The 23,580-nt window shown below is 27.3% G+C and carries 20 protein-coding genes and 1 riboswitch; of the genes, 1 reads left to right on the top strand and 19 read right to left on the bottom strand.

The features are described from left to right. Positions 1-159 precede the first annotated feature (159 nt). The 6 genes from Q3287_RS18630 to Q3287_RS18605 form a co-directional block, all read right to left on the bottom strand. The gene (locus Q3287_RS18630; protein ID WP_054269983.1) at positions 160-768 is read right to left on the bottom strand and encodes a DNA-3-methyladenine glycosylase; all 609 of its coding nucleotides are present in this window, start codon (positions 766-768) and stop codon (positions 160-162) included. 106 nt (positions 769-874) lie between these two features. Continuing rightward, positions 875-3,610, bottom strand: coding sequence for an ATP-binding protein (locus Q3287_RS18625; protein WP_407964630.1), 2,736 nt, complete (start codon positions 3,608-3,610; stop codon positions 875-877). A gap of 147 nt (positions 3,611-3,757) precedes the next feature. After that, positions 3,758-4,549 carry a MetQ/NlpA family ABC transporter substrate-binding protein gene (locus tag Q3287_RS18620; protein WP_054276442.1) on the bottom strand — a complete coding sequence of 264 codons (792 nt, stop codon included), beginning with the start codon at positions 4,547-4,549 and terminating at the stop codon, positions 3,758-3,760. Between the two features lie 36 nt (positions 4,550-4,585). Next, a complete protein-coding gene (locus tag Q3287_RS18615; RefSeq protein WP_054269980.1) occupies positions 4,586-5,242 on the bottom strand; it encodes a methionine ABC transporter permease in 657 nt (218 codons plus the stop codon). After that, positions 5,235-6,200: a methionine ABC transporter ATP-binding protein gene (locus Q3287_RS18610; RefSeq protein WP_054269979.1), complete on the bottom strand. Its 966-nt coding sequence runs from the start codon at positions 6,198-6,200 to the stop codon at positions 5,235-5,237. The genes Q3287_RS18615 and Q3287_RS18610 overlap by 8 nt, the downstream gene beginning before the upstream one ends. A gap of 116 nt (positions 6,201-6,316) precedes the next feature. Next, positions 6,317-6,423: riboswitch (SAM riboswitch) on the bottom strand. 306 nt (positions 6,424-6,729) lie between these two features. Then, positions 6,730-7,329: a hypothetical protein gene (locus tag Q3287_RS18605; protein WP_054276437.1), complete on the bottom strand. Its 600-nt coding sequence runs from the start codon at positions 7,327-7,329 to the stop codon at positions 6,730-6,732. 245 nt (positions 7,330-7,574) lie between these two features. On the opposite strand from Q3287_RS18605, the gene Q3287_RS18600 reads away from it, so the two are divergent. Continuing rightward, positions 7,575-8,171 (top strand): DUF3793 family protein, encoded by a 597-nt coding sequence (locus tag Q3287_RS18600; RefSeq protein WP_054269977.1) that lies wholly within the window; start codon positions 7,575-7,577, stop codon positions 8,169-8,171. 85 nt (positions 8,172-8,256) lie between these two features. Here the strand turns inward: Q3287_RS18600 and Q3287_RS18595 are convergent, their stop codons facing one another. The 13 genes from Q3287_RS18595 to Q3287_RS18535 all read right to left on the bottom strand — a co-directional run bounded on the left by Q3287_RS18595 (position 8,257) and on the right by Q3287_RS18535 (position 23,464). Continuing rightward, positions 8,257-9,249 (bottom strand): NrtA/SsuA/CpmA family ABC transporter substrate-binding protein, encoded by a 993-nt coding sequence (locus Q3287_RS18595; protein WP_407964629.1) that lies wholly within the window; start codon positions 9,247-9,249, stop codon positions 8,257-8,259. Then, on the bottom strand, positions 9,250-9,981 hold the full coding sequence (locus Q3287_RS18590) for an ABC transporter ATP-binding protein (RefSeq protein ID WP_407964628.1): 732 nt from the start codon (positions 9,979-9,981) through the stop codon (positions 9,250-9,252). Then, positions 9,974-10,744 carry an ABC transporter permease gene (locus Q3287_RS18585; RefSeq protein ID WP_054276435.1) on the bottom strand — a complete coding sequence of 257 codons (771 nt, stop codon included), beginning with the start codon at positions 10,742-10,744 and terminating at the stop codon, positions 9,974-9,976. The genes Q3287_RS18590 and Q3287_RS18585 overlap by 8 nt, the downstream gene beginning before the upstream one ends. Before the next feature lie 84 nt (positions 10,745-10,828). Then, positions 10,829-11,539, bottom strand: coding sequence for an AIM24 family protein (locus Q3287_RS18580; RefSeq protein WP_054276440.1), 711 nt, complete (start codon positions 11,537-11,539; stop codon positions 10,829-10,831). 179 nt (positions 11,540-11,718) lie between these two features. Then, entirely contained in the window at positions 11,719-11,871 is a 153-nt protein-coding gene (locus Q3287_RS18575; RefSeq protein WP_054269974.1) for a FeoB-associated Cys-rich membrane protein, read from the bottom strand. Between the two features lie 25 nt (positions 11,872-11,896). Further along, positions 11,897-14,053, bottom strand: coding sequence for a ferrous iron transport protein B (gene feoB, locus Q3287_RS18570; protein WP_407964627.1), 2,157 nt, complete (start codon positions 14,051-14,053; stop codon positions 11,897-11,899). 102 nt (positions 14,054-14,155) lie between these two features. Continuing rightward, positions 14,156-14,377 (bottom strand): ferrous iron transport protein A, encoded by a 222-nt coding sequence (locus Q3287_RS18565; protein ID WP_021384243.1) that lies wholly within the window; start codon positions 14,375-14,377, stop codon positions 14,156-14,158. 12 nt (positions 14,378-14,389) lie between these two features. Further along, a complete protein-coding gene (locus Q3287_RS18560; protein ID WP_021384253.1) occupies positions 14,390-14,602 on the bottom strand; it encodes a FeoA family protein in 213 nt (70 codons plus the stop codon). A 320-nt stretch (positions 14,603-14,922) separates the two neighbouring features. Further along, positions 14,923-17,832, bottom strand: a complete 2,910-nt coding sequence (locus Q3287_RS18555; RefSeq protein ID WP_407964626.1) for an EAL domain-containing protein — start codon at positions 17,830-17,832, stop codon at positions 14,923-14,925. Positions 17,833-18,163: 331 nt separating this feature from the next. Then, a complete protein-coding gene (locus Q3287_RS18550) occupies positions 18,164-18,772 on the bottom strand; it encodes a dienelactone hydrolase family protein (RefSeq protein WP_054269971.1) in 609 nt (202 codons plus the stop codon). A 418-nt stretch (positions 18,773-19,190) separates the two neighbouring features. Then, a complete protein-coding gene (locus Q3287_RS18545) occupies positions 19,191-19,736 on the bottom strand; it encodes an NADH peroxidase (RefSeq protein ID WP_074178981.1) in 546 nt (181 codons plus the stop codon). A 116-nt stretch (positions 19,737-19,852) separates the two neighbouring features. Next, positions 19,853-21,676, bottom strand: coding sequence for an ABC transporter ATP-binding protein (locus Q3287_RS18540; protein ID WP_407964625.1), 1,824 nt, complete (start codon positions 21,674-21,676; stop codon positions 19,853-19,855). A 12-nt stretch (positions 21,677-21,688) separates the two neighbouring features. After that, the gene (locus Q3287_RS18535; protein ID WP_407964624.1) at positions 21,689-23,464 is read right to left on the bottom strand and encodes an ABC transporter ATP-binding protein; all 1,776 of its coding nucleotides are present in this window, start codon (positions 23,462-23,464) and stop codon (positions 21,689-21,691) included. Between the last annotated feature and the right edge of the window lie 116 nt (positions 23,465-23,580).

Here is a 23,580-nt window from a genome sequence, read left to right as displayed (position 1 = left end):
TAAAATAATTATAAATTTATTAAAATATGTTTGTAATTCATAAATTTATTTTTATTAAATTAAAAATTATGTAAAAAAAGTGAGATATATATCTATAGAAAATTTTTCCTATAAATATATATCTCACTTAATAAATATATATCTCACTTACATAAAGACTTATTCTATATAAAAACGCCATAAAAAATCTTTCGCCTCTTCTGCATAATCTATATTTATACGCTTACTAGTTTTTATATCTATATCATCCTTACTAAATACCTTTACTCCTTCATCATCATAATAAAAATCACTTATATATAATTCTTCACCCATTATACTCTTGCTGTTTAGACTTCTATCTATTTTTAGAGCCTTACAAAGCTTTCCTGGCCCATTAGTAATATTCTTTATTTGATATTTACTCAAATTATTGTAAGATTTATTGTATCTATTTATAGATATCTCATCTAAAGAAGTTATAGGTTCTACACCTCTTATTAATACGCACTCTGGTGTGTTTTCTACATTTGCTGATAAATTTAAACAGTTGTACATCCCATAAATTAAATAAACATATATATGCCCACCATCTAAATATAATGGCTTCGTTCTGTCGGTTTTTTTATCACCATATACATGTGCTCCTTTGTCATTTATACCCATATAGGCTTCTGTCTCTATGATTTTAGTAACGATTGTTTTATCTTCATACTTTCTTATAAGATATTTGCCTAATATTGATTTGGCTAAATCAATACCATTTTTTCTAAAAAAATCCTTTTCCAAAACTTCACCTCATAAAATTTATTTGCAATAAACTAATTCTAGCTAAAAACATAAATAAAATCAACTTATTTTATGATTGTATACAAATAATAGATTTCAATATTTATTATTTGTATATATCAAAAAATTCTATTTCGAATTTTTCAATATTGTCATTATAATTTGAATTATCATAGACTTCTTCAACCACTTCTTTAATTGGGAATATAATCTTCACTTCAGTCCCTTCTCCTACTTTGCTGTCTATGTAAATTTCCCCATTTTGAATTTCAATCAATGATTTTGTAAGACACAATCCTATCCCACTTCCAAATTCATTTGATATACCACTATTTTCAATTTGTTTAAATCGATTGAATATGTCACTCAATTTATCTTTTTCTATACCTATTCCAGTATCTTTTATAAGTATTTCTACTGTCTCACCTTTTTTATAGATACCTACAAGAATTTCTCCACCTTCTAAAGTAAACTTTATAGAATTTGATAATATATTCAATATTATCCTTTCTATAGATTCTGGGTCAAGCCCTACCCTCATAGTTTCTTCATTTGTATCAAAAATCAAATCTATTCCCTTAGACCTAGCATAACTGCTAATAGATGTAACTATTCTTTCTGTTATATCGATAATATCAAAATTAACTGCTTTAATCTTATATATATCTGACTTAACTTGAGAAATATTTATTATGTTATCTATTAATCTCAATAATCTAAACATATTTTGTTTAGTTATTTGTATATGTTCTTTTAGTATATTCTGAAAATCTATTATTTTTCCTTTTTTATAAAGATTTTCGACAAGTTGAACTGAACTGTATATATTATTTAAAGGAGTCTTAAGTTCATGAGATATATTAGCATAAAACTCCATCTTCATTTGGTCATATTGTCTCTGTTTTATTAGTGCTTTCTTAAGTCTTTCAGACTCTCTTTGTACACTCAAATCTTTAATAATTCTAACTCTACTTCTCTTTTGTCCAAAATACAATGTTCTTGATATCATCTTTACTTCTCTAATATGATTATTTTCGTTTACTATGTGAATGCTCTTTTCTCTCTCTCCTATATTTAAATTATTTATGTATTTTTTTACTAATATATTTCTATATTTTTGTGTTGTGGCTCCTAATACATCACTAGAAATTCCAAATAATTCTCTAAAAGCTCTATTTGTATATAGAACTCTTGATGTACTTAAATCTTCAAGAAAAATAGCCTCTGGTATAGCATCGAGTAATTTTTCGTATATTATCTTTTGTTCATTTACTATTCTAAGTATATTTATCTCTTTTGTTATATCTCTAAATGTAAGCAATTTAAATAGTTTATTATCTGACCAGTAGTCTCCAACTCTAACTTCTTCAACACGGTCTTGACCATCTATATCAGACATTACAAAATTAACTATACAGTTTGCTGTATCATTGTAACTTACTATTTCAGCTTTCTTTTCTTGAGTAAGATTTAATCTTTTAAATTCTCTATTATCAAAGAAATCTATATTGAAAGTTTCAAAATACTGTTCTAATGTCATACCAACTAAATCATTGGAATTACATCTAAAACTCTTTTCATATTTCTTATTTATACTAATTATCTTATTCTTCTTTATACCACCTTCAGCACTCCTCACAAGTATAGGGGATGGAATATTTAATATAATGTTTTTGTAATCTTTATTTATATGTCTTATTTCTTCATCCATTTTGATTTCATTTGTAATATCATTTAAGCTTATTAAATAATTACTTTCATCTTTATTATTACTTAAACTCAACAAATAGATTTTATCATTTAATTCTACCTGCTTGTCAATTATACTTATATCATTGTCAAATTTTTTTAATTTCTCAGCTACATTTTTATCTTCTTTGACAAAAGTTAATATTTTATAAAAATTACTCATATCTTTTGAAAATTCATCTTTAAACTTATTATTTGTATAACTTATATTAAAATCATAATCCGTTACTATCCATACGTTTGGTATTGTATCAAGAGCTTGTCTCAATAACTCTTTCCTTTGGTCTATATAATTCTTTAGTGTTCTTTGTATAGTCATATCTTTTTCTATAGCTAAATTTATCTTACTTAATTGCTCTGACTTTCTACTTAATTTTTTATTTATATAATCAAGCTCGTAATATGGATATACTATTCTATTATTGAGACTGTATACATATACATAATAAGTGTGGTTACATAATAATAAATACACTACTCCTATCAATCTCTCTGTATCTACTACACTAAAATAAATTGCTATAAATCCTATAATAGTTGTAAAAAAAGCAAAATATGATAAATCTTTTATTAACTTATAGTGTTCAACTGTGCTATCAAGTTTATTCAATAAATATATCAAATTAAACAACGACACGACAATATTAACTAATATAATAATCATATTCCAGTTAAAATCACTAAAAATATTTCTTATAAAATAGTCTACTATGACAAAAGCACTATAAAAGATTAATACAGGGCTTATTCTCAAATTTTTTACTTTAGAAATGGTTAAATATATAAAAGTAGACATATTAATTATACTTAAATTTAGTAATACAATTTGGAATGTTTGAAGTTTTAAATCTGCTACGCCTAAAATACTTACAAAAACTAATACGAGACACCCTGACTTTAATATATTTATAAATTCGTCTTTTTTAAAACTAGTTATATAAACTATAGAGTATCCAAATATCCAAAGTAAAATTATCCTATACATATTTATAGAAACTGTATACAAATTTATATTTAAAAGTGCAATAATCAAAAATACCCCATTAGCTAGTATATAGACCTTATTCTTGCTTAAAGTTCCCTTAGATTCCATATTCCCCACCACTTCTTCATTTTTATATAGTTTTACCTATAAATATGTTACCACAATTCTTCCAAAAAATTTGTCACTTTCTAGTTATAAAAAAAAATGAGTAAATATTTTTAATTTTACTCATTTTATAGATTTTGTATATTCAATTTAAAAAGCCGGAACTATACTTCCTTTATATTCATCTTGTATAAATTTTTTAACTTCTTTACTGTTCATAGCTTCTGATAAAGCTTTCATCTTATCACTGTCTTTATTATCTTCTCTACAAGCTATTATATTCACATATGGAGAATCACTTGACTCTATTACTATAGCATCCTTAGTAGGATTTAAGTTAGCTGTTAAAGCATAATTAGAATTTATAACTGCTCCATCAACATCCTTTAATACTGTTGGTAATTGCTCTGCATTCATTTCTTTTATTTGTATATTTTTAGGATTCTTAGTTATATCTTTTTTAGTTATAAGTTCTCCATCTTTTACTTCTATTAATTTATTTTTTGCTAATAATTTAAGCGCTCTAGCTCCATTAGTTGCATCATTTGGTACAGCTATAACTGCTCCATCTTTTATTTCATCTAATGACTTAACTTTTTCTGAATAGAATCCCATTGGCTCTATATGGACTTTAGCTGTATACGTAAGTTTATATTCTTTCTCCTTAACTGTTTCCTCTAAAAATGGAATATGTTGAAAGAAGTTTGCATCTAAAGAACCTTCATCTAAAGCTGTGTTTGGAAGTACATAGTCATCAAATATTTTTACTTCTAAATCATATCCTTTTTCTTTTAATAAAGGTTTTGCTACTTCCAGTATCTTTGCGTGTGGATTTGATGAAGCCCCTACTAGTATTTTCTTATCCTCTTTGTTTGAACAACCAACTGCTGATATTGCTATTGCTGACACCAATGCTACTGATAATAATTTTTTTAATTTCATTTTTTACTCCCCCTCTTTAAAGTTTTTATGATTAAATTATTTTAGTTTCTTGTAAGCTAGATTTCCTATACCTTGTATTATCTGAACTAATATTACAAGTGCTATTACTGTATACACCATTACTGCTGTATCGAATCTTTGATATCCATAAATAAGTGCTACATTACCTAATCCTCCAGCTCCTACTGCACCCGCCATAGCTGTATAACCAAGTATAGATATTATTGATAATGTAATTCCAGATACTATTGAAGGCATAGCTTCTTTTATCATAACCTTAAATACTATTTGTCTCTTTGTAGCCCCAAAAGATCTTGCAGCTTCTATCAATCCTTTGTCAACTTCATTTAACGAACTTTCTATAATTCTAGCGATAAATGGTGCTGCACCAATAGTTATTGGTACTATTGCAGCAGTTTCCCCTATACTTGTTCCAACGATTAATCTAGTTATTGGAATCATTGCAACTATAAGTATCATAAATGGGAAACTTCTAAATATATTTACTATAAATCCTAAAACACTATTTATTGTGCTATTTGGTTTTAATCCATCTGGTTTTGTAACTACTAATATGATTGCTAGTATAAATCCTAATATTGTTGCTACTATAGTTGGTACTATAACCATATACAAAGTTTGTAACAATGCATTTGGAAATAGTGTTGTTAAAAAGTCGATTAAACTATTCATTTATCATTTCCTCCCATCTTATGCCTTTACTAGTTAGATATTGTTTTACTTGTTCCCCACTTTTATCTGAAACATTTATGATAAGTGAACCTAAAATATCTTCTTTAAATTGTTCTAATTTACCAAATATTATAGATACATCTATATTTAGTTCTCTTGCCATAGTCGTTATAATAGCGTCATTAGAAATATCTTTAGGGAATAGTATCTTTATATTTGTTCCTTTTGGTAAAATTATACTTTCTTCACCTATTAATTTTCTAAGTCCCTTAGTATTTCTTAAGAAAATCTCTTCTGTATCTCCTACCTCTAGTACTTCTCCATTTTCCATTATTGCTACTCTTCCACAAATCTGTTTTATAACTTCCATTTGATGAGTTACAACAATTATTGTTATTCCTAATTTTTTATTTATATCTTCAAGTAATGAAAGAATTGATTTTGTAGTATTTGGGTCTAATGCTGAGGTTGCTTCATCACAAAGAAGTACTTGTGGATTTAGTGCTAAAGCTCTGGCAATTGCAACTCTTTGTTTCTGACCACCACTTAAGTTCCTAGGTTTATCATTTTTCTTTTCAGATATACCAACCACTTCTAATAGCTCCAAAACTCTTTTCTGTATTTCTGATTTTGTATATCCAAAACATTCTAATGGTAATGCTACGTTATCAAATACAGTTCTTCTCTCAAGTAATGAAAAGTGTTGGAAAATCATGCCTAGTTCTTTTCTTAAATCTCTCATTTGCTTTTCATTTAGTGACTTTACTTCCTTATCAGAAACAAGCACATTACCTTCTTGATATTCTTCTAAGCCATTTATACATCTAAGTAGTGTTGATTTTCCTGCTCCACTATGACCTATTATTCCAAAAATTTCTCCAGATTCTATTTCAATACTTACATCTTTAAGTACTTGAATCTTTCCATAATACTTATTAACATTTTTTATGCTAATCATAAAATTTCCTCCCTATTATTATGCTAAGTTTTTATGTTTATCCTCGCTTATGTATTTTAATTTATATATAACAAAATAAAAGCCTGAGTATAAACTCAGGCTTAGAAAGCTATTTATACTCATCTATCAACTATATTAGTTGCAGGATTTAGCACCAATGTATATAAAATATACTGGTTGCCGGGTTTCAAAGGGCCAGTCCCTCCACCACTCTTGATAAGACGTTATTTAATTTAAAATTTAATTCGATTATCATTTGTTGCTATGTTATATATGATATATTCATTAATAATATTTGTCAATAAATTTATTTAAATTTTTTATTTTTTGTTTTTCTTAGTTAAAAATAAATAGATATCTTTTATTGACTTTCTAGTGTCTAAATCTTTGTATTTTCAATAGTTATATGATATTATGTAATTATTAATTTTTCATTAATATAAAAAATATGAAGCCCAAAAAAGATAATACTTTTAGGGCTTCTATATCTTGTAAAACTTTTTTATTTTCTAACTAGATATTTACTCTATTATTTTTTATTATTTCCTGTTATTCCTAGTCTATCATTCATATCTTTTATCATTTTTCTAAAACCACTACCTATATCATTTCCAACATCTTCTGTTCCATGAACTATCTTCATAAAGTCATTTTGACCTTTTTTCATATCTTCATCAGATACATTATCTAATTTTTTTATTCTCTCATCTATATCTTTTATTAATCTTTCACCTTCAGTTATTAATTCATCATTCATTTTCTTTAATTCTGTATCTTCTGTTTTACCATCTTTTTTAAGAGATGTTACAAATGATTGTATTTTATCTCTACTATCTTTATATGCAGCTTTCACATCAGCTAAATATTTTTCATTTCCTGGATATTCTTTATCCTTAAACTGATTATTTATACTCTCTGGAGTATCATAAATAGAATATCTATTTAAACCTGCTATATAATCATTATAGCTTGTTGAATAATAATTCATATAACCTTCATTATTATTTACTGATTCATTGGGATTTTTCCCTGCATTCTTACTTGGCTCTTCTGTTTTTTTAGTACATGCAGTCATTCCTATAGCTAATACTAACGCTAGTCCTACAAATAAGGTTCTTTTTAATTTCATTTTTATTACCCTCCTAGATGTTTTGTATTACAAAAAATTTAAATATATTTCTTTCTTAACTTAGTATTTCTATATTTTTATTTTTTATTTACTAAAATTAAACAAGATATAATTTATTTTTTGGGAAATTATAATAAATAAGTAACTAAATAAAAAAAAGGTATTTTTATTATTGATATTGATTATCACTTATAGTATAATCTAATTAACTGATATTAATTTTCATTTGAAGGAGGTTATCTTTTATGTCTTGCTGTAATTCACAATTTTGTTGTAAAAATAAAATTGAATCATCTTATATAAAATGGCTTTTAGAAGTTTTAGGTCCTGTCTTTTTAGGTTCTAAACCTGCTGAAATAATAAATATCTCATTTACTGATGTAAATAGAGAGGAAAAAATTAGTGATATTTACAAATATCTATATAAATGTAAAAAGATAGATTTTATAGTTATTGATAAAAAGAAAAAGGGATTAAAAATCTTATTTGTAAACAAAAAAGCTTTATCAGAAAGGCTAAAATGTAAAAAAACAGTAAATTTTCTAAAATTTCTGGGATACAAACAAAATACAAATGTTAATGCTTATTTAGAACATTTAGTAGATAAGCTTAAGGGTGATACTTTTCCTGATGAAATAGGAATTTTTTTAGGATATCCTCTCAAAGATGTGATTGGATTTATGGGATATAGTAATTATGAAGTTTCTATGATTAAATATTGGAAGGTTTACGGAGATACAAAACAATCAGAAGACACATATTCTAAGTTTTTACTTCATCGTAAAAAAATGAGAAAGTTACTAGACTACATAAGTGTAGATAAAATAGTAAGTTGCTTTTAGTTGTATTTTTATATAGTAATAAAAAATACACCCTTTTACTATACTGTTTCCATAATAAAAAGGGTGTATTTTCTAATTTAACATTCTAGTTTTGATTGTACAACATGTCTTTAATATCTATTTTCTTCTCTTGCATTCCATTAGACATTAAGAATTCTTGTGTGTCTTCTAACTCTTTTTTATCTTTATCTGTTATTTTAGAACTAAAATCATACCAAGAATACATTTCTTTAGTTTCATCTAAAGATAGCCCCACTTCTTTAGATACAACATCCATTACTTTATCCTTGTTTTCATCCATATATTTTAAAGTCTCTTCATGAACTTTCATAAATCTTTTTACTAACTCAGGATATTTTTCAGCAAAATCATCACTTACTGCAGTAACTATTATTCCACTAACTAAGCCTTCTCCATTTACAATCATCTTAGCACCTGAGTTTATTGTTTTTAATGCTGTTGGACCTGCAAGCATTGCTACATCAGCACTTTTGCTTTCTAATGCAGAAGCAGCACTAGGAATATCCATATTTACATATTCAACATCATCTATAGTGTAACCTTCCTTAGCAAGTGCTGCAATTAACAATTGATGAAGTATAGTACCCTTTGGTCCTACTATCTTTTTGCCTTTTAAATCTTTTATAGATTTAATATTTTCATTATTAGTTATAAGCATATATCCCTTTGGTGATCTACTATAAATATTTGTAACTTTAAGACCAACACCATTTGAAGCAGCTATTATTGCAGATGTTCCTCCTAATGCATGTAAAAAGTCTATCTCTCCTGCAGCTAGTGCTTGAGTTTGCTCTGGTCCTGTTGTCAATTCATGAAAATTAACTTTTATATTGTCTTTTCCAAATTCCTTTCCAAATAAATCATCCTTTTTTTCAAGTATACTAGGAACATTAAGTGGTGATTTCACATAAGTCAGATTTATTTCCTTAGGTAAACTAGCCTCTTTTTTTGCAGGTGCATCTTTCTCGTCATTTTTTGTTGAGCAACCTACAGTACCAACCAACACCATTACTAAAGATGTCATTACTGCTAAAATCTTTTTGTTTCTCTTAATCAATTAAAACTCCCCCAATTCCCTTAATATTTCTTTTTTTAAGCTTATATAATAGCTTTTTGTTAAATCTCTATTATATTCATCTTCGACACTAAACTGTTTAATCCCTTTATTTTTACTAAAAACAATTATTTTCTTTGCTATTTCCATAGCTTCTTCTATATTGTGAGTCACAAATACTACACCTTTTTTAGTATTTTTATGGATATTTACAACTTCTTTTTGCATTTTTCTTCTTGTAAAGTAATCTAGTGCCGCAAATGGCTCATCCATCAGTAAAATATCTGGATTGAAGGAAAGTGCTCTTGCTATACTTACTCTGTGAGCCATCCCCCCAGATAATTCATTTGGATATGAATTTTTAAACTTTTCAAGTTTCATCATTTTTAAATACTTATCCAAATCAACCTTATTTTTATTCTTTTTTTCAGTATGTAAAAATATATTTTCACTCACATTCAACCATGGCATTAGTCTGCTTTCTTGAAATACTACACCTACTTTTGGAATACATTGTTTATCATTATTGTAAAAATATACATTTCCACTAGTAGCGTTTTCAAGACCTGCTAAAATTCTAAGTAAGGTTGTCTTACCACATCCACTCTCCCCTAGTATAACAGTGATTTCTTCGCTAGATATATTTAAAGATACATCATCAAGAACCAAGTGTTCCTTATTATCAACTAAATATTTTTTATGTATATTCTCTAATAAAAATCCATTTCTAACCATTTAAATCAACCTGCTTCCCTTTACTAAACTTTGTTATTGCTTTTGAAAATAGATAATCTGAAAGTATACCTAAAAATCCAATAACAAAAATTCCTACCAATACAACATCAGTTCGTGACATGTCTTTTCCATCAGAAATTAAATATCCTAGACCTGAAGAAGCTGCAATAAGTTCTGCTCCAATTATAGCTCTAAAACTATATCCAAGACCTAAACTAAGTCCAACAACAATATCTAACATAGAATTAGGAATTATTATTTTATAAAAAATTCTCTTTTTAGATAAGTTAAAAGATTTACCTACTTCTATTAATTTACTATCGCAATTCTTTATGCCTTTCAATGTATTTAAAAATATAGGGAAAAAAGATGCCAAAATGATAATTATAATTTTGGATTCTTCACCTATCCCAAACCATAAAATCAGCATTGGAACTAAAGCTAGTGGAGGTGTACTTCGCATAAATTCAAAGAGTGGTTTGAAATATTCATACATTTTTTTATTTACTCCAAATATAACTCCAAGTGGTATTGCTATCAGTGAACTTATAAAAAAACCTATCAATATTCTTTTTATACTAGCATAGGCATTTAAGAAAATAGAACCATCGTATATCATTTTTATGAAAGTATCTAGAACCCTTTCAGGAGGAGGCAAGATATAGCTACTCCATATTCCCAGAACACATACAATTTTCCATAAAATTAAAATTATTAAAAAAATATAATATCCTTTGAATTTTTTATGAATTTTCTCAATCATATAAGACTCCTTTTAATATATCTATCCCTGCTACATTTTTTATTTTTTAAAATCCTAAAGAGTGATTAAACTACATTATAAAATTTAATCTATACCAATTCTCAACCCACCTGAATTCATTCTATCAGAAGGCGTAGAATCTGTTTTTAAGCCAGACAATCTTTCAGATGGTTGTATGATGACTATTTGTCCAGGTTCAACAAATTCCATATGATAAGATTCCCCAGAAGTCTGACCAATAAAAGTCTTCCATGATAATTTTGCTACTTTTGGATATGGTTCCCTTCCAGTCCAGGCTACTAATGCATCTGGGTCTACACAACAAGGCCCTTCAAGTATTAGAGGATTTCCATCTGTTATTATGGCAACATCTTGATTTTGGCCTGTTTTATTTACTAAATGTGTAGTAAAAAGCCCTTTTTGAGATAGTACCCCTGAACCAATTAATTTTACACTATAATGCAATTGTTCAGAAAATGCCAATAAATTTTCGCTCTCAACATAAATTGAATCACCTGGGTCAATCGATATTACATCTACATGATAAGCATTTTGAGCCAGGTAAATTTCACCTTCACCTTCAACAACCATTATTGGCATTTGTTCTCCTGTTAATGACCTTTGAACATGCCCTAACAGTGCTCTTCCTAAACCACCACCATTATTAGGACCAAGTAATAATTTTTCAAAATTAAAATTTCCTTTAAAGGCTACCATAGCACCTTTTTTTGCAAAAAATTTGCCACTTCCCCTTGCTATACACATAAGCTCATTTGTCACATCAAATTTAAACATAATATACATTTATATTGCTTTATTTAGCAATAATCCCTCCTAATCATATATTTGTCTATAATTATACATTAAAATTACAACATAGTCTAACCTACTTCAAACATGAAATTTATTATTTGTATAAAAAATAAGAACCTGATAATAAAGTAATTTAACTTTTTATCAGATTCTTATTTTATCTATCTCTTATTAGTATTACAGCTCTTACTACTTGAGCAACCAGAACAACCACATCCGCAACTGCTACCATTCTTTTTTGAATTTTTAACCATATGCATTATGGCTAACGCCATCAATACTACTACAATAGCTGCTATAATAAATGTAGCCATATTCACCACTCCTTATTTATATGAATTAATTTTTCATATAACTTAATTTACCAATTTTTTCTTTTTTCATATTTCTATTTGAATAAGTTAAAACTATCAATACTACAGCTACTGCTATAACTATAGATATTATTGCCCCAGCAATACTTCCTCCAGTTCCTAAAACTAAACTTCCAACTTGATTGATAAGAAGAGCAACTATATATGCTGTTAAAGTTTGGAATCCTAATGTAATCCATGTCCATTTCCATGAACCCATTTCTCTTTTTATAGCTCCAATAGCTGCAAAGCAAGGTGCACAAAGCATGTTGAATGCCATAAATGCAAATGCACTAGCTACTGTAAACATACTTGCAACTGAACCAAGAAGTGCTGGGTCTTGCTCTGTCGCATCTGATATACCAAATAAAACTCCAAATGTCCCAACTACATTTTCCTTGGCTACTAGACCTGTAACTGTTGCTACTGATGATTGCCAGTTTCCAAATCCAAGAGGTGCAAATATTGGTGCAACTATATTTCCTAAACTAGCTAATATACTATCTCCAGCATCTACCATTTGTAATGACCAGTTAAATGATTGTAAGAACCAGATTGCTCCACAAGCTACAAATATAATCGTACCTGCTTTGATTATGAAGGCTTTTCCTCTATCCCACATATGTATTAAAACACCTTTTGCACTTGGAACATGATATTGAGGTAATTCCATAACAAATGGAGATGGCTCTCCTGCAAATAAACTAGTTCTCTTTAATATAATTCCACAAATGATTATCATTACTATACCTAAGAAATACATTGATGGCGCTACCCATGAAGCACCTCCAAATAATGCTCCTGCAAATAATGCTATTATTGGTATTTTAGCTCCACATGGAATGAATGTAGTTAACATAATAGTCATTTTTCTATCTCTATCATTCTCTATAGTACGAGTTGACATAACTCCTGGAACTCCACAACCTGAACTTATAAGCATTGGTATAAATGATTTTCCTGAAAGACCAAACTTACGGAAAATTCTATCCATTATAAAAGCTACACGTGACATATATCCACAATCTTCTAATATTGATAATAATAAGAATAGAAGCATAATTTGTGGGACAAATCCTAATACAGCTCCAACTCCACCAATTAGACCATCAACTACAAGTCCTTGTAACCAATCAGCTACATTTAAAGAAGCCATAAAATTACTTACATTTCCTTGAATAATTTCTCCAAACAGTACATCATTAGTCCAGTCAGTTGCTATAGCGCCCAATGAACTTACTGCTATATAATAAACTCCCCACATTATAAGTGCAAAAATAGGTAATGCTAATATTCGGTTTGTTACAATCTTATCTATCTTGTCTGATACAGTTTCCTTACCTTTTCTATTCTTCTTTATTATACTTGAAATTATTGAACTAATAAATTCATAACGATTTGCTGTTACTATACTTTCACTATCATCATCCAATTCATTTTCACAATCTCTAGTTATTTCTTCTATGTTATTCAATATTGTTTTAGAAATATCAAGTTTTTGTATAACATTTTCATCTCTTTCAAATAACTTTATAGCTAACCAACGTGTTTCCATATCTATATATGGAGTTTTTTCTTCTATTATCTTTTCAATTTTTTCTATTGCTTCCTTACTTTCATCAACAAAAGGCAGTTTGAAATCTAATTTATTATTACTGCTTGCAAGTTGAATTGCCTTTTCAGCGGCTTCCATAATCCCTTGACCTTTAACTGCTGTCACTTCTACCACTGGGCAACCTATAACCTCAGATAACTTTTTAATATTTATCTTATCACCATTTTTATTAACAATATCCATCATATTAAGAGCTATGACAGTAGGTATACCCAATTCTAAAACTTGAGTTGTAAGATATAAATTTCTCTCTATATTTGATGCATCTACTATATTTATTACTGCATCTGGTTTATCATCTAACATAAAATTACGTGTAACTACTTCTTCTAATGTATATGGTGATAAAGAATAAATACCTGGTAAGTCTACTATCTCCACATCTTTATTTCCTTTTAACTTTCCACCTTTTTTTTCAACTGTTACTCCTGGCCAGTTCCCAACATATTGAGATGAACCAGTAAGCCCATTAAACATTGTTGTCTTACCACAGTTAGGATTTCCTATGAGACCTATTTTTATTGACATTTCCATTCCCTCCATTATTATTTAAGTACATAACTATTCATGATACAGAAAATCATTCTCATTATATAATTGCACTAAATCCATTCTAATTAATTAATTTTATTATTCCACAATGATTTTTTCTGCATCTGACTTACGAATTGATAGTTCATAATCTCTTACAGTTATTTCAATTGGGTCACCAAGAGGAGCTACTTTTCTTACAAATACATCAACACCTCTCGTAATTCCCATATCCATTATACGTCTTCGTGTGGCTCCTTCCCCCTCTAACTTCTTGACTTTCACAGTCTCTCCACACTTAATATCCTTTAATCTGTTCATATCATTACCTCCCTATATTATTATTCTACTTGCCATCTTTTTGTCTAATGCAACTCTAGTATCTTTTACATCTATTATTAAATTCCCATCTATCTTAGAAATTATTTTAACATTTGTACCTACTACAAAACCTATACTATTTAAAAAAGTTCTTGTCTTGTCACTTCCTGAAATCTTCTTTATAACTACTTCTTCTCCTGTATTTGATAGTATCAATGGCATCATATAATATTCCTCCTCTTAAACTAATTTAAATTTATAAGCAATCGTTATCTCATATATAAATTACAATATTTTATCTTAAATTTTAGTCAGTTAAAATAATTACCTATGTTTTCCTTCTTTTTACAATTCTTAATTTTGATTTAAGTCTATCATAATAGTATGAACTTTGCAAGTGATTATTGTGTTCTTTTGAGTTTTTTTCTCAATTGATTTAATCTATTAATAATTTCAATAAAAACTCATACAAAAATAAAGATGCTTTAAGATAGTATATTTAACTATCTTAAAGCATCCTTATTGTGTAGATGTTTTCACATTATTTATACATTTTTTTCTTCTTTTTTAAAAACTATTTTCTCAAAATCTTTTACAGGCATTGGTTTAGAAAATAAGTATCCCTGTACCATATCACATCCAATTTGCTTTAAAAAATCTAATTGTGAAATGGTTTCTACTCCTTCTGAGATTACCTTCATTTTTAATTCCTTTGCCATTCTAATGACATTAGATATAACAATTTTTTCATTATTACTCTCATCTTTTTCTGTAAAAAATGCCCTATCTAATTTTAATATGTCAACAGGTAGTTCCTTTAGAAGATTAAGAGAAGAATATCCTGTTCCAAAATCATCCATAGAAATCACAAACCCATTTTCTTTTAGATGATTCATTGTGTCAATTAAACCATCTATATTATTTAATACTGCTGTTTCTGTTAGCTCTAATTCTATAAAATTTGTTGGTATTCTGTATTTATCTACAATTAGTCTAAACTTCTCAACAAAATTACTATTTACAAAATGCATTCGAGATAAGTTAACAGATATAGGTACAACTTTTTGACCTTCATCCATCCATTCTCTAATCTTTTTACATACTTCCTCAAATACATAAAAATCAATATTTACAATAAAGCCATTTCTCTCAAATACAGGAATAAATTCTATTGGTGGGATTAGTCCTTTCTTTGGATTATCCCAACGAACAAGTGCTTCAGCCCCTATAATCTGGTAATCTGAAAGACTATATTTAGGCTGAAAATATACAATAAATTCTCCATTGTTAAGAGCATCTATCATTGTATTTTCAATTTCTTTTTCTTTTAGTATTTTCTTATGCATTTCATCATTATAAAAAGCAAATGAATTTTTATGACCACCTTTTATAGTCTTTCTTGCAGTATTTGCTCTATCCATAATAGTGTTTATATCTCTATCATCTTTATTTATTTTGTATATACCACAATCTAAAATCAACTTATAGTAATTTATCTTATGATTACTAAATATCTGAACTTTGTTATAAATACTATTTAGCCTTGCTTTAATATCTTCATCTGTCTTATATCTAATAAGAAGAACAAAATGGTCAGCAGAAACTCTTGCAAAAATTTCATCCTCATGCAATTCACTTGCAATAGTATTTGATATATGTATTAAAGTATTATTTCCCACATCATATCCAAACATATCATTTATGTACTTGAATTTATCAACATCCATATAAAATAACACATATGATTCTGGATTGTTTTTAGCAAATAATTTCTCTGCATTTATTTTAAACTTCTCTATACTCGCTGCTCCTGTTAATGAATCTGTATATGCAATTTTCTTTAGAGAATCCTCTTTCTTTTTCTTATTGTAAATTATATATTTGATGGCAATTAAAAACATAATACAAATACACATAATAATTTGTAATGAATACTCTTTAAAAATGATACCAAATGGTACCTTATAAGGCTTATTAATGGTGTTAGAATATATACTGTCATTTAACTGTTCATCAGTAATTTTGCCTATTGATTTATTTAAAATTGATATCAATATTGGGCTAATTTTATTTGATACTCCTATACACATTCCATAATTAGTATCTAAAACAGATATAATTGATAGATTATTACATTTTCCTTCCTTTAAGAGTTCATCAAACTGATAAGAACTAAGTACCATTAGGCTTGCTTTTCCTTCATCTATGGCATCTAAACAATCTTCTATAGACTTATAAGATGTTGCTTTGGCATTTTCAAAGCTTTTTTCTATGTAAGAATCAATAGACTTATAACTACTTGTTAAAGCAATATTTAAATCATTATTGAGATTAGTTCCTAGTTTTCCAACCATAACTATAGGTATATTTATGTATGGATTTGTCAGTTTCATACCAAATCGTTTTTCTTTATCATCTTCATTAATTGAGCCACAAAGCATATCTGCCTTTCCATTTTTTATGTAATTAAGACTCTCATTATAATTTTTTGTTTCAATATAGTCAAATTCTATTCCACATTTTTTTGATATAATTGACATTAAGTCAGAACTTATACCTTTAAATGAATTACTTTCTACATCATAATATTCAACAGGAGACCACTCAGAATCGTATACCATAGTAAGCTTTGGATTGGCTTTAATAAAATTAATTTCTTGACGAGTAAATGCTATAGAATTAGTAACATCTCTTTTAAAATATTTTTTATATAATTCCATATCATAGTACATATCATTCATTTTTAATTCTTTTAAAGCATAATCTAATTCTTTTACTAAATCAGTTTTCTCTTTTGTAGTAGCTAAATAAAAAGGTTCCATTGAAAACTTACTAACTATCTTCATTCCTTTTGCATTTACAATACTTCCACAAACAAAAGCATCTGCTTTATTTTTATTAACAGACTCAATTAACTCATCGATAGAATTACAATATATATATTTTACTGAAAATTTATTTTCTTTTCTATACTTCTCAAATGCAATATTATGAAAATTACCTTTGAGCACAGCCACTCTCATATTGTTAAATGAACTTATATCTTCATAAAACATATTGTAGTTACTTTCATTTGTATATAATGCACTATATTCATATCCTGAACTTATTTTAGGAAAATTAAATATTTTACCTCTTTCATCATTACTCTGTAAAGGTCCAAGTAAATCTATCTCACCGTTTTCTAATCTATCTAAACATTCTTCCCAAGACCCTTTTACAAATTCATATTTCCATCCTGTATACTTTGAAATTTCTTTTAAATAATCATAACCATATCCTGTATAAGAATGTTCTTCGGATGAAGATATAATTCCATAGTTATCACAATATCCAACTCGTATTTTTTTTGAATTTTCAGACTCATCGGCAAAACATTGAATACTATTAAGACACGATACAATAAGCAAAAATATCAAAGAAAGTACTAAGAAGTGCTTTTTAAATGCTTTCATATTTAAAAACCTCCAATTTGCCAACTTACTTTAACTTATTTAGAATTTCAGTTGTAACTACTTTTATTGTAATGGTAAATATATCAAATTGCAATATTCTCATATAATATTCTTATTCAAGTACAAAGAATTTTCTTATTGTTTATTTAAATAAATAGTATTATAAACTCATTAAAAATCATAAAGACATAATTAACACTATAATGTCAATTAACTATATCTCAAAAATATAATAACACTAAAATCTAATGGCACTACTAATATTTTCAAATATCAATAGTGCCATAAAACTTTTAAGATTAATTAAATCTTTTATATATTTTATAATATGCTATACTAAATATTTATCTAAGAAACTTTTTTCTTTAGTACTAAACACTTGTGCTTGAACATCAGAATAATTTTTTGAGTATGTATCAATAAAACCATGATTTGCATCTAAAATCTCGATTTGAACATTTTGTTTTCTAGAAAGTTGGCAAAAAATAGAATCAACATCAAATGAATCATGTTTTGCAAACACTAACAAGGTAGGACATTTCGGAGTTACCTCCATATAATCTCTAATTCGAGAACCATAACAACAAACTATACCATCGCAAAGAGAGTCTTCACTACATCTCCATGCAATAGTCGCACCAACACTATATCCTATAACAAGTACATATTTGTATTCTGATTTTAAGTCATTTATAAGTTTTTCTACTTGTTTATAAATATCAAATCCAACATTGTCTATAAAAAAACCATACGCCTCTTGAGATTCTGAATAAGAAAAAACTTTCCTATCTCCCAAAAGCTCTGGACAAAACACATCATATCCATCTTTATAATACTTTTGACAAACATCTTTTATAAAATTATTAGCTCCATAAATTTCATGTAGTACAACAATAGCTATATTACTTTTATGTATATACTTAATCAGATTGTCCACCACCTGTCGATATTTTTTACATTTAGTTTAAGGTATTCTTTTAAGTATGTCAATTTACTATCTCTAAAATCTGACTTATAAAATAATCCATTTATTACAACAAACTTTCTGCAAAGTAAAAGTGACTAAGTAGTAAAAATCAACACTCATGTAACAATATTACACAAGATATGCAGTAGGCATGACCCCTAGCCAGTTAGTTTTTTCGAATATATTTATATCAAATTAATTTCATAGTTATATAAATTAGAGATAATAAGACTAAAAAATTGATTTCATTAAAACTATATTTATACTCATTTAAATATTTACAAGATTATAACTATAAAATAAAATACAACTCTTAAAAAGGAGTATATCCTTATAATTTTAAAAATCATAAATGATATACTCCTAAAAATCTACTTAACTTATATTAAATTTATTTTCCAAAATATCTATTTAATAATCCTAAGAATGCTTTACCATGTCTAGCTTCATCTTTACACATTTCATGTACTGTATCATGTATAGCATCTAATCCTAATTCTTTAGCTTTTTTAGCTAATTTTAGTTTTCCATCAGTTGCTCCATACTCAGCGTCAACTCTAACTCTTAAGTTTTCTTTTGTATCTGCAACTACAACTTCTCCAAGAAGTTCTGCAAATTTAGCAGCATGCTCAGCTTCTTCAAAAGCTATTCTCTTATAAGCTTCTCCTACTTCTGGATAACCTTCTCTATCAGCCTGTCTACTCATTGCTAAATACATTCCTACTTCTGTACATTCACCAACAAAGTTAGCTCTTAATCCTTCGATTATTTCTTCGTCTACACCTTGAGCTACACCTATTCTATGCTCATCAGCCCAATTTTTTTCGCCTTTCATTTCTTCAAATTTATCAGCTCCAACTTTACATACTGGACATTGTGCTGGTGCAGCATCCCCTTCATGTATATATCCACATACTGTACAAACAAATTTTTTCATAATTACTTTCCTCCTAAATTTTATATATCAAATTAAATTTTTTATTTATCAAGTTAGTTTATATATACCCGAGGCATATACCTTTAAACAATTTTTTTAAAGTTTTTTCTAAACACTTACTTTCCTTGTGTTAACAGTATGTTTCTATAATAATGTCCTTTTAGTTTTATTAATTCTTTATGATTTCCAGATTCTAAAATTCTGCCATTTTCTAAAACTATTATATTGTCACAATTTGATATAGTACTTAATCTATGTGCTATGATTATACTGGTCTTTCCAAAAGTTAAATTATTTATTGCATCTTGAATCTTGGCCTCTGTTGCTATATCTATATTGCTTGTAGCTTCATCCAAAATAAGTATAGGTGCATTTTTTAATATTGCTCTAGCAATACTTATTAACTGTTTTTGACCTTCGCTTAAATCCTCACCCCTATCTGATAATACAGTATTATATCCTCTATGCATTTTCGTTATAAATTTATGTGAATTTGCTATTTTACTAGCATATATAACATCTTCATCAGTAGCCATTAGATTCCCATATCTTATATTTTCCATAACTGTATCATTAAATATATAACTTTCTTGTGGAACTACTCCAAAACAAGTTCTTAAATAATTTCTATCAATAGAATATATATCTTCACCATCTAAAAATATGCTTCCTTTATCTACTTGATAAAAATTTGTAATTAGATTTATAATTGTTGTTTTCCCACTACCAGTCTCTCCTATAATGGCATTTGATGTGCCTGCCTTTATTCTTAAGTTTATATTATCTAAAATCTTCTTTTTTGAATTATAAGAAAAACTTACATCTTTAAACTCTATCTCTCCATTTGAAAAAGAAGAATTTAGATTATCATTCTTGTTATCATTAAACTTGTCTTTAAATACATCCTTTGCTTCTTTTTCCTCTTTCTCATCTATAATCTCAAAAACTCTTTCACATCCTGCTATTGCTGAAAGTAATGTATTAAATAGATTTGCCAATTCATTCAATGGTCTTGTAAATTGTCTTACATAGCTTAAAAAACTAGCTATAACTCCTATAGTTATAATATCTTTAGACGCCAAGACTCCACCTATAATACATATAGTTGCAAACCCTATATTGCTAATTACATTCATAATAGGCATTAAAAGAGATGTATAGATTTGCGATTTGAGTGAAATATTCAGTAGTCTATCATTAACTTCCTTAAAATCATTTATAGACTTTCTTTCATAGTTAAAAGATTTTACTACATTTATATTAGATACCATTTCTTCAATATGAGAATTTAACTTCCCTAACTCCACTTGTTGTTGTTTAAAAAGAACTCTAGTCCTCTTTGCTATAAAGTTACTTAGAAACATTACTATTGGTATTAATATAATACTACAAAATGTTAAAATTGGACTTAATATAAACATCATAATGAAAGTCATCAATATATTTAAAATTCCTGTAATTAATTGTACTAATGAATTTGAGATTCCTGTGCTAATATTATCAACATCATTTGTTACCCTGCTCATAATATCTCCAGTAGAACTTTTATCAAAGAAGGTTATTGGTAGATTTTTAAATTTCAAAAACAAATTACTTCTCATCTCTTTAACTATACTTTGAGATAGTCTAGCTGTACATATCCCCTTAGACAGTTTAACTGAAAATTCAATTATATAAAATGAGAGTAATATAATTATGCCTTTTAAGAAAATGGACTTCGAATACGTATCAATATTTATTATGTCAACTACTTTTCCAAGAGTATATGGTATTATAGTTGATATAATAGAGTCGATTATTACTAGCAAAAAAATGAATCTAGTAATCTTTTTGTCTTTTTTAAAGTATATAAAAACTCTTTTAAATGTTTTTTTAAAATCTTTAGGCTTCTCTTTTTTCTTTAATCTACTGACCTTTTGATTTCCAGTACTTAAATTCAATATACTTCCTCCTTAATTTACATCTTCATTTGCTAAGTTCTGCAACTCAAAAATTTTTTTATAAATTGGAGAACTAACCAGTAAATCTTCATGTGTAGCAAATCCAACCACCTCTCCCTCATCTAAGACTAAAATTTTATCACAGTCAATTATAGAGCTAATCTTTTGTGAAATAGTTATGATAGTACATTTCTTATTTTCTTTGTCTCTTAAATCTTTTATATAATCTTTTATATTCTTTCTAATAGTTGTCTCTGTATTAATATCCATTGCACTAAAACAATCATCAAGGATTAATATTTGTGGCTTTTTCGCTATAGCTCTAGCTATCGTAATTCTTTGTCTTTGTCCTCCTGATAGGTTTTTACCCCTTTGAAATAAAACTTCATCATAAGAATTTTCAAGTTTTGTTATAAATTGATTTGCATTTGCTATCTCGCACGAATTTATAACATCTTCTCTACTTATATCCTTATTTCCCATAATTATATTTTCTAGTATACTTTTCCCAAACACACTACTATTTTGAAATACTACACCTATTCCCTCTCTTAAACTTTCTTCAGAAATACTGTATATACTATTTCCTCCAATCTTAATATCTCCTTTATCAACTATATATAATTTTTGAATTAAATTTATTAAAGAAGTCTTTCCTGAACCAGTCTGACCAATTACACCAATGTTTTGACCTTCTTCTATTTTAAAAGATACATTTTTTAATATTTGTTCATCCATATTTTTATTATATGAAAAATACACATTTTCAAAAACTATATCACCACTTGTAAGTTTAAATTTCTTTTCTTCAATATCTAAATTTACATTTTTCTCAATTATTTCTTCATTCTCATCAAGCAAAACTTCACTTACTCTTTCATATGAAGCTTTTGCTCTAACAAAAACATTAAAAACATGTGAAATCATTATAAGTGATGTTAATATCCTAGTCATATAATTTACATAAGCAACTATAATTCCAATTTTAATTTCCCCTGAATAAACTAAATATCTTCCAATTAATAAGATTATTATTATGGAAACATTAATAATTATTGTAATTGTAGGTCTAAAAAATGACATCATTGTTGTAGCTTTTCTACTGTTTTGGAAAAGCTCCTCATTTAACTCTTCAAAACGTTTGCTCTCATAATCATATCTGCAAAATAGCTTAACTACTTTTATGCCACTTAAAAACTGCCTTAATTTTGAATTTATCTTATCTGTACTTTCTTGTACATTCTTAAATAATCTATAGCCAATCTTCATATTGAGTAATATTATAATAAATATGATTAAAACTGCAACTAAGATAATTATTGACATCTTTAAATTTAATTTTATAGCTATAATTAAACTTCCTATACACATGATTGGTGATTTTATAAAAACTCTCATCATTCCATGTACGAATTGTTGTATTTGATTAATATCATTAGTAATTCTTGTTATTAGTGAAGCTCTACCAAATTTATCTACTTGTTTTAATGAGTATGTATTTATCTTTTCAAACACATCCTGTCTCAAATCATAAGAAAAACATTGAGAAACTCTTGCTGAGATTATACTTCTTATTATTGAAAATATTGCACCTAAAAAGGTTATACCTATCATTAAAGCTCCTGTTGATAATATGTAATCTAAATTCTTATTTGAAACTCCTATATCGATTATTTTTGCCATTATAGTTGGTTGAGCTAAATCACAAAAAGCTTCCAGCGTCAAAAAAAATACTGCTGTAAAAAATAACACTATATATTTTTTTATGTATTTTTTAAAATACCTCATTTAATCATCCCTTCATAGAATTTTCTCATTATCAAAAGTATATCATAATGGCTAATTTAATTGATTGTATCAATTATAAATATTTGTTTTATTATTAAATTTTATACTATACACTT

Source organism: Clostridioides sp. GD02404 (genome assembly GCF_045898275.1).
Classification (GTDB): domain Bacteria; phylum Bacillota; class Clostridia; order Peptostreptococcales; family Peptostreptococcaceae; genus Clostridioides; species Clostridioides difficile_A.
The sequence above is the reverse complement of the archived record's forward strand: the minus strand, read 5'-3'. Positions and strand labels throughout refer to the sequence as shown.